This window comes from Ruegeria sp. CH5 (assembly GCF_056537025.1).
Genome location: NZ_JBQFQT010000002.1, coordinates 414636 through 429587, shown reverse-complemented (window position 1 = coordinate 429587; position 14952 = coordinate 414636). Strand labels below are relative to the sequence as shown.

Sequence of the window (14952 nt, the reverse complement as noted above, 5' to 3'; positions counted from 1 at the left end):
CGCAGAATCAGCCGTCGGGCGCAAATTCCAGCAGCGGATGAATTTCGGAAGACGATTACACCGCTGGTTGTGAAGCCCATCACAGACAGGCCCTTATTGTTTCAGGTATGAAGTCAATGTGAGGTTCAGACATTAAACTGAACTTGAAATGCAACATTTTCGCAGCAACTTTGTTTCGCATTTTGCTTCTTTTGAGAAATTTTGGCACCCTGATTGTGGGGGAATACATTTTAAAGAGCGGGGGTCGCTCATGAATATTGAAAAGGAAATTGAACAGGTTGGTGCGCCAGCCACGACGATCACTTCTCAGGACATGGATTGCGAAACCGCAGCGTTGCTGCGGGCCGTCATCCGACCGCTGTTTGCCGGTGCGGCCAGTTGGGCCAGTCTAGCCGACACGCTGCGCGAAAAAGGCTATCGCCTGGCATTCCAAAGCGGGCGCATGTGCCTGATGGACCGGGCGACCGGCAAACGGCTTTGCGGGTTGCGGTTCCTGGACATCGAATTGAAGGATCTGGTCCGACGTATGGGCCGCCCCGTCGTAGTCGCCCGAGGTGACAGGGCGGATGGGGAACTACTTCGCGCGCGTCCGGCGACGGGCGGGTCCTAGTACCGCCGCCAGAACTGGACGGACCGGCGTAGAGACTTGGCAAGGCCGTGTTTGGCGGCCCGCCGGATCGGCAGTGGCGTTTCCGGGCGCCTCAGCACCTCGATGAGCAGGTTTGCCGGCATATGTCCGCGGCGATAGAACTCCGCGAAATCACCCAGATCCAATCCTTGTGCCGCACGATAATCGGCAAAGAACCGTTGCCAGACTCGGGCATAGTCCTGCCCCGTCGCTTGCTGGTCGCTGGTCTCGCCTCGGTCCCAGAACAATGAAATCGGCTCATCCATCCTTTCGCCGCGATAGCCCCCGGCAACCAGTCGCAGCATCAGGTCGTAGTCCGCGGCGATGCGAAACTGTGTGTCGTGTCCCCCCAATTCCTGAAAAACATCTCGTCTCAAAAAAACAGAATTATGGCAAAACGGCATCCGCTGGAGGATGGCTTTGACCGACATCCGTTTTTCCATCTTTTCCCCGCCGTCAGCGGACCGGTGCAGGGTTGACCCAAAAAGATAGTCGGGGTGGGTCGCGGTCAATCGCTCGGCCGCCCGGTTCAGAACATCATCCGCTGCCAACGAGTCGTCGGAATTGAGGAACAGCACGTATTCGCCGCGTGCGGCTTTGACGCCGCGATTCATCGCGTCGTACAGGCCTTGGTCCGGTTCACTGATCAGCCGCGTGCGCGGCGCGTCGGCGATCAAATCCTGAATGAATTTGACCGTCCCGTCCGTCGATGCTCCGTCCTGAATGATGTGCTCGGAACTGTCGCAATTCTGCCGCGCCATGCATTCGATGACGCGGGGAAATGTGTCCTGACGCCCTTGGGACAGCAGGTTCCAAGTTGCCGTGATCACCGAGATCAGCGGCGCGTCACCGGTTTCAGACGGAGCGCTCATAGATCTCGGCAATGCGGGTTACGGCGGCCTCGGGGCTCAGCTCTTCGCTTTCGCCCGTGCGGCGGCTGGTCAGTTCGACCACCCCGTTCTTCAACCCGCGCGGGCCGACGGTGATACGCCAGGGCAGGCCGATCAGGTCCATCGTGGCAAACTTGCCCCCTGCCCGCTCGTTGCGGTCGTCATAGAGCGGCTCGAGCCCAAGCGCCGTCAGGGCCTTGTAGATCTTGTCACAGGCCGCGTCGGCCTCGTCATCGCCCTGTTTCAGGTTGACGATGCCGCAGTGGAACGGGGTCACGCCCTCGGGCCAGATGATGCCCTTGTCGTCGTGGCTGGCTTCAATGATCGCGCCGATCAGGCGGCTGACGCCGATGCCGTGGCTGCCCATGTGCACCGGAACCTGCTTGCCGTCGGGACCTTGCACGGTGGCGCCCATAGGCTCGGAGTACTTGGTGCCGAAATAGAAGATCTGCCCCACTTCGATGCCACGCGCGCTGCGGCGGCGTTCCTCGGGCACCTGCTGGAACAGGGCCTCGTCATGGGTCTCGTCCGTGCGGGCATAGAGCGAGGTGAACTCCTCCATGATCGCCTGACACTGAGCCTTGTCGTCATAGTCGATGTCGCGCTCGCCAAGACGGATGTCGGTGACCGCGCTGTCATAGAACACCTCGGATTCGCCGGTATCGGCCAGCACCAAGAATTCATGCGTGTCGTCCCCGCCGATCGGACCGCTGTCGGCGCGCATCGGGATCGCCTGCAGGCCCATGCGCTCATAGGTGCGCAGATAGCTGACCAGGTGGCGGTTGTAGGCGTGCAGCGCGTCCTCTTTCGTCAGGTCGAAATTGTAGCCGTCCTTCATGTAAAATTCGCGGCCGCGCATCACGCCGAAACGCGGACGGATCTCGTCGCGGAACTTCCACTGGATCTGGTACAGGGTCAGCGGCAGGTCTTTGTAGCTGCTGACGTGACCGCGGAAGATGTCGGTGACCAGTTCCTCGGCGGTGGGGGTATAGAGCATATCGCGGCCATGGCGGTCCTGCATACGCAGCATTTCCTGACCATAATCATCATATCGCCCGGATTCCCGCCACAGATCGGCCGATTGCAGGATCGGCATCTGGATCGGGATGTGCCCGGCGCGGATCTGCTCCTCGTGCACGATGTTTTCCAGCTTGCGCAGCACCTTGAAACCCAGCGGCAGCCACGAATAGATCCCGGCGGCAGCCTGCTTGATCATCCCGGCGCGCAGCATCAGCCGGTGGCTGACGATCTGGGCCTCGGACGGGTTTTCCTTGAGTACGGGCAGAAAGTAACGGCTGAGGCGCATGTTTTTACCTTGCAGGTGAGAATTCCACGGCCACGTGATTATGCGAAAGCCCCGCCGGGGGCAATCGGGCAATGGCGGATTTGCGACCTCAGGTCAGTCGGAATTTTGATTGACCCGCCAATCAGGTCTCGAAACAGTGGGAAAACTTCTGAAGACGAGGCCCCAATGCAGACCATTCGCGAACCCGCCCGAGACATCCCCGTGGTGCACAAGACTGACGTACTGGTGGTGGGCTCTGGCCCGGCAGGGCTGGCCGCGGCGCTTGCTGCCGCGCGCGCCGGGGCCGAGGTCGCTCTGCTGGACCGTTTCGGCTGCATGGGCGGCAATATCACCGCCGTCGGGGTCGAGGGCTTTGCCTGGTACAGGCACGACAAGACCATCGAGGCCGGCGGCATCGGATGGGAGTTCGAGCAACGCGCCAAGGAGATGGGCGCGGCGGTCCCGGAAAGCCAATCGCTGAGCTACGAGTTGGACAGCGAGGGTTTCAAGCTGGTGGCCGACCGCTTGGTGGAAGAGGCCGGGGTCCGCCCGATGCTGCATCGCCAGTTCGTGGCCCCGATCATGGACGGCGACCGGATCACCGGTGTGATCACCGAGTCGAAGGCGGGGCGCGAGGCAATCCTTGCCCGCATCGTGATCGACGCCACCGGCGATGCCGACGTGGCCCACCGTGCCGGCGCCCCAACCCGCAAGACCGAGCCGGAACAGATGATGGCGGCCTCGGTCATGTTCCACCTGGCCGGGGTTGACAAGCGCGCCTTCATGGAGGGCGTAAAGGCCGACCCGCAGACCTACAAGGACTGGGGCGGCGGCGGTGAATGGAACATCGAGACCAGCGGCAAGGAGGACGACATGTTCTCGCCCTTCGTCTACAAGCCGTTCCAGCAGGCCATCGACCAAGGCCTCATTCCGGCGCATCTGAACACCATCGCGGGCACCTGGGGTGCAATGCATGACACGGGCGAACTGACCTATATGAACCTGATCCACCTTGCCGGGATCGACGGGACGGACCCGGACAGCCTGACCAGGGGCGAGATCGAGGGCCGCCGCCAGACCATGCTGGCGATCGAGGCGCTACGCCGGTTCATGCCCGGATGCGAAAATGCACGGCTGCGCAACTTCGGCATGACCATCGGCATCCGTGACACCCGCAAGATCGACGCGGTCTACAACATGACCGAGGACGACGTGCGCCATCAGGGCCGGTTCGACGACACGATCGGCATCTACCCCGAGTTCATCGACGGCTACGGCATCCTGATCCTGCCCACCACCGGGCGCTACATGCAGGTGCCATACCGCTCGATGCTGCCCAAGGGGGTGCAAGGGCTGCTGGTGGCTGGCCGGTCTCACGGGGCCGACCGCATCGCCCACGCGGCGACACGCAACATGGCCTGCTGCGCGGTGATGGGCCAAGGGGCCGGCATCGCGGCCGCCATCGCATTGAAAAGCAATCAGAAGCTGTCCGAATTGAACCTGACCCCGGTTCATTCCGAATTGGACAGACAAGGCGTGAGGATCCACTGATGGAACACATCCCGACGATCGACATTGCGCCCTTGATGCAGGAGGCCCACCCTGACCACGGAAAAACAGTCCAGCAGGTTATGGACGCGTGCACCGGGATAGGTTTCCTTTCGATCACCGGCACCGGCATCCCGCCAGAGCTGGTCGAGCGGGTCCGGGCTTGCGTTCGCGCAATCTTCGATGTGGACGAAGCCAGCAAATGGCAGCAGGCGATCACCCGCGAGAACTATCGCGGATATATCCCGATGGGGTTCTTCACCCCCAATGACGGGTCGGGACATGCGGACAAGTATGAGGGCTACAAGCTGCACAACGAAGTGGCCGAGGATGCGCCCATCCGCCGGGATTGCGCGCTGTACGGACCCAATCTCTGGCCCGCAGAAGTACCGGATGCGCAGGACATCATCCTTGAATACTGGGCGCGATTGGATCAGGTGGCAGACAGCTTGCTGGGCGCGTTGGAGGCCGGGCTGGAACTGCCTGCGGGTTGCCTGCGGAATGCCTTCTGCGACCCGTTGACCAACATGACTTTGCTGCACTACCCGCCGCAGGCCCCCGAAGAAGGCGGCTATGGCATCCACCCCCACAAAGACACTGACGCGTTGACCATCATCGCCCCCGACCCGGTGGGTGGGCTGGAGGTCCAGACGCGGGGCGGCGGCTGGATCACTCCCGACTGCCCGAACGGTGGGTTTGTCGTCAACATCGGGGACATGCTCGAGCTCTGGTCCGGCGGGCGCCTGAAATCGACCCCGCACCGCGTGGTCAACCGATCCGGAAAGGAGCGCTACTCCTTTCCCTACTTCGCGGTACCGCGGCACGACGTGGTGGTTTCTCCGATGCTGCCGCCGCTGCCGGGATTTGACCGCCCGTCCGTGCATTGCGGTCACTGGTCCGCCGAGATCTGGCGTACCAACTGGTCCGACGAGACCGCCGCCGAAGACACGCCGGAACTGGGCACTCTACACGACTGAGACACAAAAACACTGATCCATGAACCGCTTGCATCGCGGGCCTTCATCAGCCAAGAACAAGGGCAACGACGCAGTCAGGAGGCCGCGATGGCGTTGCCGGTTCGGGATCAATTCAGATATTGGGGCATCGCCGCTGCAATATTCATATTGCTGTTGTGGCTGCTGGGCGACGTTCTGCTGCCATTCGTGATCGGCGGCGCAGTGGCCTATTTCCTGGATCCCGTAGCCGACCGGCTGGAGAACATGGGGCTTTCGCGCGCGGCTGCGACGGCGATCATTACCGTCTTCAGCATTCTTGCCTTCGCCTTGATGATCCTGATGGTGGTTCCGGCCCTGATCACTCAGCTGATCGATCTTGTGGATGTACTGCCCAGCCTGTTCCAGGAATTGCGAGCCTTCGTCGAGCGGCAATTCCCGTCGCTGCTGGACCGGGAATCGAACACCCACCAGTTCCTTCTATCAATGGGCGATACGCTGAAGGGCAAAACAGGCGACATCCTCGAAACGGTCATGGCCTCGGTCGGGTCAGCGGTGAACATCGTGGTCCTTCTGGTGATTGTGCCCGTGGTGGCCGTCTACCTTTTGCTGGACTGGGACCGGATGATCGCCCGGATCAACGATCTGCTGCCCCGGGACCATGCGCCGACGATCCGCAAACTGGCGGCCGATATTGACGCTGTGCTTGCCTCGTTCGTGCGCGGCATGGGTACGGTTTGCCTTATCCTGGGCACCTACTATGCAGTTGCCTTGATGATCGTCGGCCTACAATTCGGCCTGGTGGTCGGTTTCATCGCCGGGTTGGTCACCTTCATTCCCTATCTGGGCGCTTTGATCGGCGGTACGCTGGCTATCGGCCTGGCGCTGTTCCAATTCTGGGGTGACTGGGCTTCGATCGGGCTGGTGGCCGGGATATTCGCCATCGGCCAGGTCGTCGAAGGCAATTTCCTTACCCCCAAGCTGGTTGGTGACTCGGTCGGGCTGCACCCGGTCTGGTTGCTTCTGGCCTTGTCCGTTTTTGGCGCGCTATTCGGGTTTGTCGGCATGCTGATCGCCGTTCCAGTCGCTGCGGCCTTGGGCGTGCTTGCACGTTTCGGAACTTCGCAATATCTGACAAGCCGCCTGTACACGGGGCGTGATGAGCTGGATCCGGAAAGCGAGTGAATGGCCAAACAGCTGAGCTTTGATCTTCCGGCGATGACCGCGCTGGGGCGCGAGGATTTTTTCGTATCCCCTGCGAATGCGCTGGCCGTCGCAATGATCTCGGCCAATTCTTGGCCGGGCAACAAGCTGGTCCTGAGCGGCCCCGCCGGATCAGGTAAAACCCATCTTGCGCATGTCTGGGCCGCCGAGACGGGCGGGCGTATCGTGCAGGCCGCTGATCTGAAACACGAAGATGTTCCCGCACTTGCGCAAAATCCCGTGGCGGTCGAGGACATCCCGATGATCGCCGGGGATACCGAGCAGCAGAAAACCTTGTTTCACCTCCACAATCTGGTTCTGGCCGAGGGGCATGCTCTGCTGATGACCGGGCGCCTTGCCCCCAAATATTGGGAACTGCCGCTGGCCGACCTGCAGAGCCGGGTGGAAGGTGCCCATCATGTGGCGCTTGATCCGCCCGATGATGCCTTGCTGTGCGCGGTTCTGGCCAAGCTGTTCGTCGACCGACAGCTGAACCCGGGGCCGGACGTCATCGCCTACCTCGTCAACCACATGGATCGCCGGTTTGAAACCGCAGCCGACGTGGTGGCCCAACTGGATCAGGTCGCCTTGGCAGAAAAGCGCGAGATCACACGGACCTTGGCCGTGCGCGTTCTGAACAACGAAATCGACACGGCGGTTTCCGGTGATTGACCCGTGGGGTCCGATTTCGCATCCTGCGCGAGGCAACGTTGGGGAGATCATGGAACAGAGCGCTGCAAGGATCCCGGACTGGGGACCATTCGGAAGACCGCTGTTCGACCATCCGGGAATCCGCGATCTCTCGCGCGTTGGCGTGGTCGATGTTGGATCGAACTCGGTCCGGATGGTTATCTTTGACGGCGCGGCCCGGTCACCCGCTTATTTCTACAACGAAAAAGTCATGTGCGAGCTTGGCGCCGGGCTGTCGGAAACCGGCAGGCTGAACCCGCGCGGTCGCGTACGTGCGCTGGCGGCGCTGCGGCGCTTTGAACACCTGTCCCGCGATCTTGGCCTGCCCGGACTGCACGTTGTGGCCACCGCCGCCGTGCGCGAGGCGGAAGACGGTCCGGAGTTCTGTCAGGAAGTTCTGGCCGAGACAGGGCTGCATATCTCGGTCATCGACGGCGAGGAAGAGGCCCGATTGTCGGCTCAGGGTGTCCTGCTGGGCTGGCCGGGCGCCTACGGCCTGATCTGCGACATCGGCGGTTCGTCCATGGAGCTGGCAGAGATCGGCGGCGGATCGGTCGGACGGTGCGTGTCCTCGTCGCTGGGGCCGCTCAAACTCCGGGATATCAAGGGCGGGCGCCGCGCCCGCAAGGCCCACATCAAGGAAACACTCGAGGCGCTTCGTGACCAGATGGGGCCGCAGCGCGACCGACTGTTCCTGGTCGGCGGAAGCTGGCGAGCCTTTGCAAGGTTGGACATGCTGCGCCGCGGATATCCGCTGAACGTGCTGCACGAATACCGCATGACCACCAAGCAGGTGCGCGAAACGATCAAATACATCGAAAAGGGCGACCACGAACACCTGCGCTCTCAGGCTGGGGTCTCAAGCTCGCGGATGGCCCTGATTCCGTATGCCATGGACGTGCTGTCGCGGCTGATCCGCACCTTCAAACCCAAAGACATCGCAATATCCAGCTATGGTATCCGCGAGGGCCTGCTGTATGAGCAGATGCCGCAGATTCTGCGGGATTGCGACCCTTTGATCGAGGCCTGCCGGTTCTCGGAGCAAAAGGACGCTCGGCTGCCCGGTTTCGGGCCGCATCTTTATGATTTCGTGATGCCGCTGTTCCGGTCCGCCCCTCCTGCCCGAGTTCGGCTGATCAAGGCGGCCTGCCTGTTGCACGATGTCAGCTGGCGCGCCCACCCCGATTATCGGGCCGAGGTCTGTTTCGACAATGTGACTCGCGCCAACCTGGGCGGCCTGAAACACTCGGAACGTGTCTTCATCGGACTTGCCCTGCAGCATCGGTACCGGAACAAGCGAGAGGGCAACCGGTTCGCCCCTCTGTACGAACTGCTGGACGAGCGCGACCAGAAGCAGGCCGAGATTTTGGGAAAGGCCATGCGTTTCGGCGCAATGCTCTGGATGCAGAACGACGCGGCCACCGGAAAGTTGCGGTTCTACCCCAAGAAACGCGAACTGGAGTTTTATCTGCCCAAATCGCTCAGCCCCTTGTTCAACGAAGTGGCCGAGGCAAGGTTCGAGTCACTGGCGAACGCGCTGAAATCACGCCCGATCGTTAAAATCTAGGGCTGATCTGGACTATTAGATATCCGTTGCGCCTTCGTCGTCCTCTTTGGGGGCAACCTCGTCGGGCTGGTCGGGAACGTCCGGTTTCCTGCGGATGATAATGTCGCCATTGGGCAGCATCTCGGGCGCCTCATAGGCGCTCCAATCCTTGACCTTGCCGCCGATCTCGGCAAGGGCCGGGCCCATCTCCTCGATAAAGGACTGCATGGCCGGGCCGAATTGCTCGGCAAGCCCCAGAAGGTCCTCAAGGGCGGGCTCCATTTCCTTTCGCAGGCCCTCGAAGAACAGTTCGGCCCCCTGCTCCATCAGGGACTTACCGCCTTCGTCCTGGGCCGCGGCCGGCGCGGCAAAAAGGGCCGTGGCACCTATCAGCATCAATCGTTTCATGACCTGAAATATAAGGGGCGGGATCAGTTGTTGAAAGGGTCAGATGTCGATGTCCAGCGTCACCGGAAAATGATCTGATGCCGTAACCAGGGCATCGCGCAATTCCGGCACCGTCCAGCAGTGCTCGTCCCGGAACGGGTGCCAAATGCGCCAGACCGTATTGCGGACCCTCAGATCCTCGCTGATCATGATGTAGTCCAACAACGCCTCAAGATATTGGCCTTCCTTCGGGCGGGCAAAGCGCGCGGTCGATGGGATCCAACCCGGCCGAGGTCGAAGTGCCTGTGCGGGATGCGGATCGTACAGGCCGGTTTCCAGAAGGATTTCCACCGATGACCGCCCGAAAAGATGTTCGAATTCATCCAATCCCGGCCCGTCATTCAAGTCTCCCAGCAAGATCACCGGTTCAGCAGCGGCTATGTGCGCGCGCACACGGCGCGACAGCCAGACGGCCTGAGCCAACTGCTTGCGGCGGTTGGCGATTGAGATGCGCAAGGCTTCGTCGCGTGATTGGGCTCCGTGCGGAGCCTTGGACTTCAGATGTGCACCGATCAACCGGAACTCGAACCCGGCCCGGGTGCGGACCGCCAGTTCCATGGGTGGTTTTGAAAACCGCACCAGATCCTCGGTCGCGTCAATGTCCAGATCGATCCGAAACTCGCGGTCAAAGCGTGGAAGATAATCGGGGTCGTGGCCGCCATCTTGCTCTCCTTTCGGGTCGTGCCGGGCGGTCAGGGCCTCGGGATCATACAAGAGCGCCAGCTCCTGATGCGTATCGTTGGCGAAACCCATGATCGCATTGGATGTACGCAGATCGAACGTCTCGGCGAAATGCTGCAAGGCGCGCACCGTGTTTTGCGATTTGCCCGTATTCGGCGCCTCGACGATCAGCATGGCGTCGGCGTCGACGGCCGTCAGCACCGTTGCAATGGCCTCGATCTGCTGTGCCTTGGTGACATTGTGCCGGCCCGACCAGCTGTCATCGACAACCAGTTCATCATTGCGGTCGAACAAATTGGCGAACCATTCAATGTTGTAGGTCGCCAGACGCATCGTCTCAGACCCGCGCGCCGTTGATTTCATCCCAGGCGCGGTTGATGTCGATCATCTTTTTTTCGGCAAGGCGAATTGCTTCTTCGGGAACACCACGGGCCATCATCGCATCTGGATGTGTGTCACGCACAAGCCTGCGCCAGATTTTTCGGATCTCGGGTAGTGGAGTGTCAGGGGTCACGCCCAGAACGGTGTAGGGATCCTTGGGCGCATCTGGAACGAAGCGCGCACGCAGGGCTTTGAACTGTGCATCGGTCTGGCCAAAAATCCGCGCCACATCCTCCAGAAACTCGTTCTCGTTGGGGTGATAGAACCCGTCCGCCATGGCGATGTGAAACAGCCCCTCCATGAGGTCGCACAGGGTGGTGCTGTCTTCGGCGAACATGCGCGCGATCTTGCGTGCGTATTCCTGATACCCGGCCACATCCGTCCGGGCCATGTTGAACACGCGCGCCGCGCCGGCCTCTTCCTCCGGCGGAATACGAAACACCTCGCGAAAAGCGGTCACCTCGTCGCGGGTCACCTGCCCGTCCGCCTTGGCCATCTTTGCGCCCAAGGCGATCACAGCAATCGCGAAGGCCACCGAACGTTCGGGCGGCGTGCGTAGCTTCTCAAAAACGGCCGTCAGGCTTTCACCTTTGGCAAGCGCGCTCAGCGCCTCGGATATGCGGGACCAGATCGACATGAGCGCACACTAGCGCGCCGAGTACGGACTGTCAGGTGCGACCATTCATTCCGGGGCCAGAATTTTCTGCATCAGCACAAGATCCAGCCAACGCCCCCATTTATGACCAACTTCCGGCATTCGGCCGACCGCCTCAAAACCGACCGCCGCATGAAAGGAAATCGCGCCCGGGTTCTCGGCCGAGATTCCAGCGACCAGAACATGCACGCCTTGCGATCGCGCCACCTCCTCCAAGGCTCGGATCAGCGCGCGACCCGCGCCCCGCCCTCGGCCTTCAGGAGCCAGCAGGATGGTGTGTTCCCGGCTGTGCGCATATCCGGGACCCGAGCGAAAACGGCCATAAGTCGCATATCCCGCGACACGGCCGTCAAGCTCGGCAACTTGGAACGCCAGCCCTCGCTCGTCGATATCGCGCGCGATTTCTTCGTGGCTTCGCTCGGTCGTGGTAAACGTGATCAGCGTCTCGCGGATGATCGAATTGGTGATCTCTGCAATTTCAGCCGCATCCCGGGGCAGAGCCGGGCGAATGATCATTCCAGCACCCGCGGTCCGTGCGGCGTTTCAAATTCAGCCCGCAAAGCCGCAGGCCCGGAATCGAAAACAACCTTGTCGAGCGGGCCGAGCAATTGCGCCAAATCCAGCGCGTCCGGGTGATAAACCACCAGCCGCCGCAGGTGGCAGCCACTGGCCCGCAGCATGCCAGCCGGATGCAGGTCACCTTGCCACTGAATCAAAGCGGGAAACAGGTTGTCGAACGGTAAACGCCCCGATCCTGGCACCGCCATCTTCCACCGCAACGCACCACGATCAAGGTCATGGATATCGCCAATGTCGATTGAGAATCCATCGACATAGGCCTGCAGATCCGAAACCTGACAGACCCAGTTGCTGAGCCGCGGCGGCCCCGAGAAACGATCAAGATCAAACCAACGTGACCGCCCAGGATCGGCAGCTTCCGGGTCAATCGCGATCGCTTCAAGATACAGGCCCTCGTCCAGCCCAAGAAGCTTGTTGTAGGTGCCGAATTTTCCATGTTTGCCACCGGGCATCATCGGAATACCCAAGGCATGCTCAACATGCGCGACCGCCTCGTCCAAAGTCGACGCGGCCACCGCCAGATGATCAAGCTCCATAATTGCGCCTCCAGCGTCCAAAACCGACCTCATGCCATCGGATACCATGAAAAGCCTGACTTGGGCACTTAGTCTGACACCAAACATCCCAGCGGGTGAATGCCCGAGGCCGCAGGCATCGCGAAAAAGGGGGCAGAAAGCCCCCCAAAGTCACAGTTCAGGCGCGCGCCTCGCGGATCAGGCGCAGAATGTCTTGTGCCGCCTCAGGGATGTTGGTCCCCGGCCCGAAGATGGCCTTGACCCCGTGATCATACAGGAACTGATAATCCTGCTGAGGGATGACGCCACCGCAGATAACAATGATATCTTCGGCGCCGGCCTTTTTCAGCTCTTCCACCAGTTGCGGTGCCAGCGTCTTGTGGCCCGCCGCCTGGCTGGAAATGCCAACCACATGCACGTCATTGTCGATCGCGTCCTGCGCGGCTTCGGCCGGGGTCTGGAACAGCGGCCCCACGTCCACGTCGAAACCGATATCGGCGAAGGCGGTGGCGATCACCTTGGCCCCGCGGTCGTGACCGTCCTGGCCCATCTTGACCACCAGAAGACGCGGGCGGCGGCCTTCTTCCTCGGCGAATTCCTCGATCGATTTCTGGATGGCGGCAAAGCCCTCGTCACCTTCATAGGCCGCGCCATAGACACCAGCCAGCGTTTTCACTTCGGCCCGATGACGGCCGAATTCCTTTTCCATTGCCATGCTGATCTCTCCTACGGTTGCGCGGGCACGCGCGGCCTCGACCGCGGCTTCCAGCAGGTTGCCCCCCTCTTTCGCGCGCCGGGTCAGTTCGTCCAACGCAGCCTGACAGGCGGCCTCGTCCCGGGTCGCGCGGATGCGTTCCAGCCGGGCGATCTGCGCCTCGCGGACGGCCTGGTTGTCGACCTCAAGGATCTCGATCGGGTCTTCCTTTTCCTTGCGGTACTTGTTGACGCCGACGATCACTTCTTCGCCACGGTCGATCATGGCCTGACGGCGCGCGGCGCTTTCCTCGATCCGCAGCTTGGGCATTCCGCTGGCAACCGCCTTGGTCATGCCGCCCATCTCCTCGACCTCTTCCATCAGGGCCCAGGCTTTTTCGACCAGTTCATTGGTCAGGCTTTCCACATAGTAGGAGCCGGCCAACGGATCGACCACATCGGTAACGCCGGTTTCCTCCTGCAACACCAACTGTGTATTCCGCGCAATTCGGGCCGAGAAATCGGTGGGCAGAGCAATCGCTTCGTCCAGCGCGTTGGTATGCAGCGACTGCGTGCCCCCCAACACCGCGCTCATCGCCTCATATGCGGTGCGGATCACGTTGTTGTACGGGTCCTGCTCCTGCAGCGAAACGCCCGAGGTCTGGCAGTGGGTGCGCAGCATCTTCGAGCGGTCCGACTTGGCCCCGAATTCGGTCATCACCCGGTGCCACAGCGTACGCGCGGCGCGCAATTTGGCGATCTCCATGAAAAAGTTCATGCCGATGGCAAAGAAGAACGACAGACGGCCAGCGAACTTGTCCACGTCCATTCCCGCTTCGATGGCTGCGCGCACATATTCGCGCCCGTCGGCCAGGGTATAGGCCAGTTCCTGCACCAGGTTCGCCCCGGCCTCCTGCATGTGGTAGCCCGAGATCGAGATCGAATTGAACTTGGGCATCTCGTTCGAGGTGTACTCGATGATGTCCGAGATGATCCGCATCGAGGGCTCGGGCGGGTAGATATAGGTGTTGCGGACCATGAACTCTTTCAGAATGTCGTTCTGAATGGTGCCCGCCAGAACCGACTTGTCATGGCCCTGCTCTTCGCCGGTGACGATGAAATTGGCGAGGATCGGAATCACTGCGCCGTTCATCGTCATCGAGACCGAGACCTGATCCAGCGGAATGCCGTCGAACAGGATCTTCATGTCCTCGACACTGTCGATCGCCACCCCGGCCTTGCCCACATCGCCCACCACGCGCGGGTGGTCGCTGTCATAGCCGCGGTGCGTGGCCAGATCGAAGGCGACCGAAACGCCCTGCTGACCGGCCGCGAGGTTGCGGCGGTAGAAGGCATTCGATTCTTCGGCCGTGGAAAAACCTGCATATTGGCGGATGGTCCACGGGCGGCCCGCATACATGGTTGCCTTCACTCCGCGTGTGAACGGCCCGAAGCCGGGCAGCGACCCGATATGCGGCAGGTTCTCTATGTCGTCCTGCGTGTAAAGCGGCTTGACCTCGATCCCCTCCAGCGTCGTCTTGGTGAGGTCTTCGACAGGGCGCCCACGCAACTCTTTTTCGGCCAGGGCGCGCCAATCCTTCGTATCGGTCATAGCGTAATCCTCTTGTCTGTTCCCGTCGCGGGCCCGAATGGCGCGCCGAGGGGCTGGGTATGAATATGGAGGGGCCGACCCGGCGCACGGCAGGTTCGATCATTCAATTTTTTGATCGTCGCACGCATTTCGCCGGTCGCATTCGCGGCAACTGGGTCTATATTCAATGGAACAGGAGACCACATGACCCGCACGCTTGCCCTTGTTTTGTCAGCTTTTTTGCCTGTGGCTGCCGTCGCCGCCGACGGTGCGGCCCCGGATGAAACCGCATATATCCGGCCAGCCGGAGACAGCGATCTGAACGAGTTTCTGTGGACACACCGCCCCATAGTGGTGTTTGCCGATACGCCAGCCGATCCCCGGTTCCAGCAGCAGATCGACATGTTGCTGGAGGGCGAAGACATGATGCGTGACCGGGATGTCATCGTGCTGACCGACACCGACCCTTCGGCGCGATCCCCGATCCGGACGCAACTGCGCCCGCGTGGGTTCGCGATGGTCTTCGTCGACAAGGACGGTGTGGTGAAGCTGCGCAAGCCCACGCCGTGGAGCGTGCGCGAGATCAGCCGGTCCATCGACAAGACCCCCCTGCGCGAACGCGAAGTCCGCGAGCGACGCGAGGGGCGCTGACGACCCAGACCCGCCC

Annotated in this window: 15 protein-coding genes; 7 read left to right on the top strand and 8 right to left on the bottom strand. The window is 61.4% G+C overall.

Annotation, left to right across the window (positions count from 1 at the left end; translation table 11 throughout):
- The first annotated feature begins 250 nt into the window (after positions 1–250).
- Positions 251–610: a hypothetical protein gene (locus ACR0JC_RS09495; RefSeq protein WP_170340824.1), complete on the top strand. Its 360-nt coding sequence runs from the start codon at positions 251–253 to the stop codon at positions 608–610.
- On the opposite strand, the gene ACR0JC_RS09490 is transcribed toward ACR0JC_RS09495, so the two are convergent.
- Both ACR0JC_RS09490 and proS read right to left on the bottom strand, forming a co-directional pair.
- Positions 607–1500, bottom strand: a complete 894-nt coding sequence (locus tag ACR0JC_RS09490; protein WP_170340822.1) for a glycosyltransferase family 2 protein — start codon at positions 1498–1500, stop codon at positions 607–609. The genes ACR0JC_RS09495 and ACR0JC_RS09490 overlap by 4 nt on opposite strands.
- Complete coding sequence (gene proS, locus ACR0JC_RS09485) at positions 1484–2824, bottom strand: proline--tRNA ligase (protein ID WP_170340821.1); 1341 nt, start codon at positions 2822–2824, stop codon at positions 1484–1486. Before proS ends, ACR0JC_RS09490 begins: the two co-directional genes overlap by 17 nt.
- A gap of 165 nt (positions 2825–2989) precedes the next feature.
- Between proS and ACR0JC_RS09480 the strand changes: the two genes are divergently transcribed.
- The 5 genes from ACR0JC_RS09480 to ACR0JC_RS09460 all read left to right on the top strand — a co-directional run bounded on the left by ACR0JC_RS09480 (position 2990) and on the right by ACR0JC_RS09460 (position 8764).
- Entirely contained in the window at positions 2990–4354 is a 1365-nt protein-coding gene (locus ACR0JC_RS09480; protein ID WP_170340818.1) for an FAD-dependent oxidoreductase, read from the top strand.
- Positions 4354–5328, top strand: coding sequence for an isopenicillin N synthase family dioxygenase (locus ACR0JC_RS09475; protein ID WP_170340817.1), 975 nt, complete (start codon positions 4354–4356; stop codon positions 5326–5328). The genes ACR0JC_RS09480 and ACR0JC_RS09475 overlap by 1 nt, the downstream gene beginning before the upstream one ends.
- Before the next feature lie 87 nt (positions 5329–5415).
- A complete protein-coding gene (locus tag ACR0JC_RS09470) occupies positions 5416–6489 on the top strand; it encodes an AI-2E family transporter (protein WP_170340814.1) in 1074 nt (357 codons plus the stop codon).
- Positions 6490–7179, top strand: coding sequence for an HdaA/DnaA family protein (locus tag ACR0JC_RS09465; protein WP_170340812.1), 690 nt, complete (start codon positions 6490–6492; stop codon positions 7177–7179).
- A gap of 49 nt (positions 7180–7228) precedes the next feature.
- The gene (locus ACR0JC_RS09460) at positions 7229–8764 is read left to right on the top strand and encodes a Ppx/GppA family phosphatase (RefSeq protein WP_170340810.1); all 1536 of its coding nucleotides are present in this window, start codon (positions 7229–7231) and stop codon (positions 8762–8764) included.
- Between the two features lie 15 nt (positions 8765–8779).
- On the opposite strand, the gene ACR0JC_RS09455 is transcribed toward ACR0JC_RS09460, so the two are convergent.
- The 6 genes from ACR0JC_RS09455 to scpA form a co-directional block, all read right to left on the bottom strand.
- Positions 8780–9151: a hypothetical protein gene (locus ACR0JC_RS09455; RefSeq protein WP_170340808.1), complete on the bottom strand. Its 372-nt coding sequence runs from the start codon at positions 9149–9151 to the stop codon at positions 8780–8782.
- A gap of 39 nt (positions 9152–9190) precedes the next feature.
- The gene (locus ACR0JC_RS09450) at positions 9191–10204 is read right to left on the bottom strand and encodes an endonuclease/exonuclease/phosphatase family protein (protein WP_170340806.1); all 1014 of its coding nucleotides are present in this window, start codon (positions 10202–10204) and stop codon (positions 9191–9193) included.
- A 4-nt stretch (positions 10205–10208) separates the two neighbouring features.
- Positions 10209–10889, bottom strand: coding sequence for a molecular chaperone DjiA (locus tag ACR0JC_RS09445; protein WP_170340209.1), 681 nt, complete (start codon positions 10887–10889; stop codon positions 10209–10211).
- A 45-nt stretch (positions 10890–10934) separates the two neighbouring features.
- Positions 10935–11423, bottom strand: coding sequence for a GNAT family N-acetyltransferase (locus ACR0JC_RS09440; RefSeq protein ID WP_170340801.1), 489 nt, complete (start codon positions 11421–11423; stop codon positions 10935–10937).
- The gene (locus ACR0JC_RS09435; protein ID WP_170340799.1) at positions 11420–12022 is read right to left on the bottom strand and encodes a VOC family protein; all 603 of its coding nucleotides are present in this window, start codon (positions 12020–12022) and stop codon (positions 11420–11422) included. Before ACR0JC_RS09435 ends, ACR0JC_RS09440 begins: the two co-directional genes overlap by 4 nt.
- Before the next feature lie 157 nt (positions 12023–12179).
- Positions 12180–14345, bottom strand: a complete 2166-nt coding sequence (gene scpA / locus ACR0JC_RS09430) for a methylmalonyl-CoA mutase (protein ID WP_367646602.1) — start codon at positions 14343–14345, stop codon at positions 12180–12182.
- A 144-nt stretch (positions 14346–14489) separates the two neighbouring features.
- Here scpA and ACR0JC_RS09425 point away from each other — a divergent pair, with 144 nt between their 5' ends.
- Positions 14490–14936 (top strand): DUF4174 domain-containing protein, encoded by a 447-nt coding sequence (locus ACR0JC_RS09425; protein ID WP_170340796.1) that lies wholly within the window; start codon positions 14490–14492, stop codon positions 14934–14936.
- Positions 14937–14952: the final 16 nt, after the last annotated feature.

Bases quoted from the DNA above. Each gene is read 5' to 3' on its own strand.
- ACR0JC_RS09445 (WP_170340209.1), bottom strand. From the start codon at position 10,889: ATGTCGATCTGGTCCCGCATATCCGAGGCGCTGAGCGCGCTTGCCAAA.
- proS (WP_170340821.1), bottom strand. From the start codon at position 2,824: ATGCGCCTCAGCCGTTACTTTCTGCCCGTACTCAAGGAAAACCCGTCC.
- ACR0JC_RS09440 (WP_170340801.1), bottom strand. From the start codon at position 11,423: ATGATCATTCGCCCGGCTCTGCCCCGGGATGCGGCTGAAATTGCAGAG.
- ACR0JC_RS09495 (WP_170340824.1), top strand. From the start codon at position 251: ATGAATATTGAAAAGGAAATTGAACAGGTTGGTGCGCCAGCCACGACG.
- ACR0JC_RS09460 (WP_170340810.1), top strand. From the start codon at position 7,229: ATGGAACAGAGCGCTGCAAGGATCCCGGACTGGGGACCATTCGGAAGA.
- ACR0JC_RS09490 (WP_170340822.1), bottom strand. From the start codon at position 1,500: ATGAGCGCTCCGTCTGAAACCGGTGACGCGCCGCTGATCTCGGTGATC.
- ACR0JC_RS09435 (WP_170340799.1), bottom strand. From the start codon at position 12,022: ATGGAGCTTGATCATCTGGCGGTGGCCGCGTCGACTTTGGACGAGGCG.
- ACR0JC_RS09470 (WP_170340814.1), top strand. From the start codon at position 5,416: ATGGCGTTGCCGGTTCGGGATCAATTCAGATATTGGGGCATCGCCGCT.
- ACR0JC_RS09455 (WP_170340808.1), bottom strand. From the start codon at position 9,151: ATGAAACGATTGATGCTGATAGGTGCCACGGCCCTTTTTGCCGCGCCG.
- ACR0JC_RS09480 (WP_170340818.1), top strand. From the start codon at position 2,990: ATGCAGACCATTCGCGAACCCGCCCGAGACATCCCCGTGGTGCACAAG.
- ACR0JC_RS09465 (WP_170340812.1), top strand. From the start codon at position 6,490: ATGGCCAAACAGCTGAGCTTTGATCTTCCGGCGATGACCGCGCTGGGG.
- ACR0JC_RS09450 (WP_170340806.1), bottom strand. From the start codon at position 10,204: ATGCGTCTGGCGACCTACAACATTGAATGGTTCGCCAATTTGTTCGAC.
- ACR0JC_RS09475 (WP_170340817.1), top strand. From the start codon at position 4,354: ATGGAACACATCCCGACGATCGACATTGCGCCCTTGATGCAGGAGGCC.
- ACR0JC_RS09425 (WP_170340796.1), top strand. From the start codon at position 14,490: ATGACCCGCACGCTTGCCCTTGTTTTGTCAGCTTTTTTGCCTGTGGCT.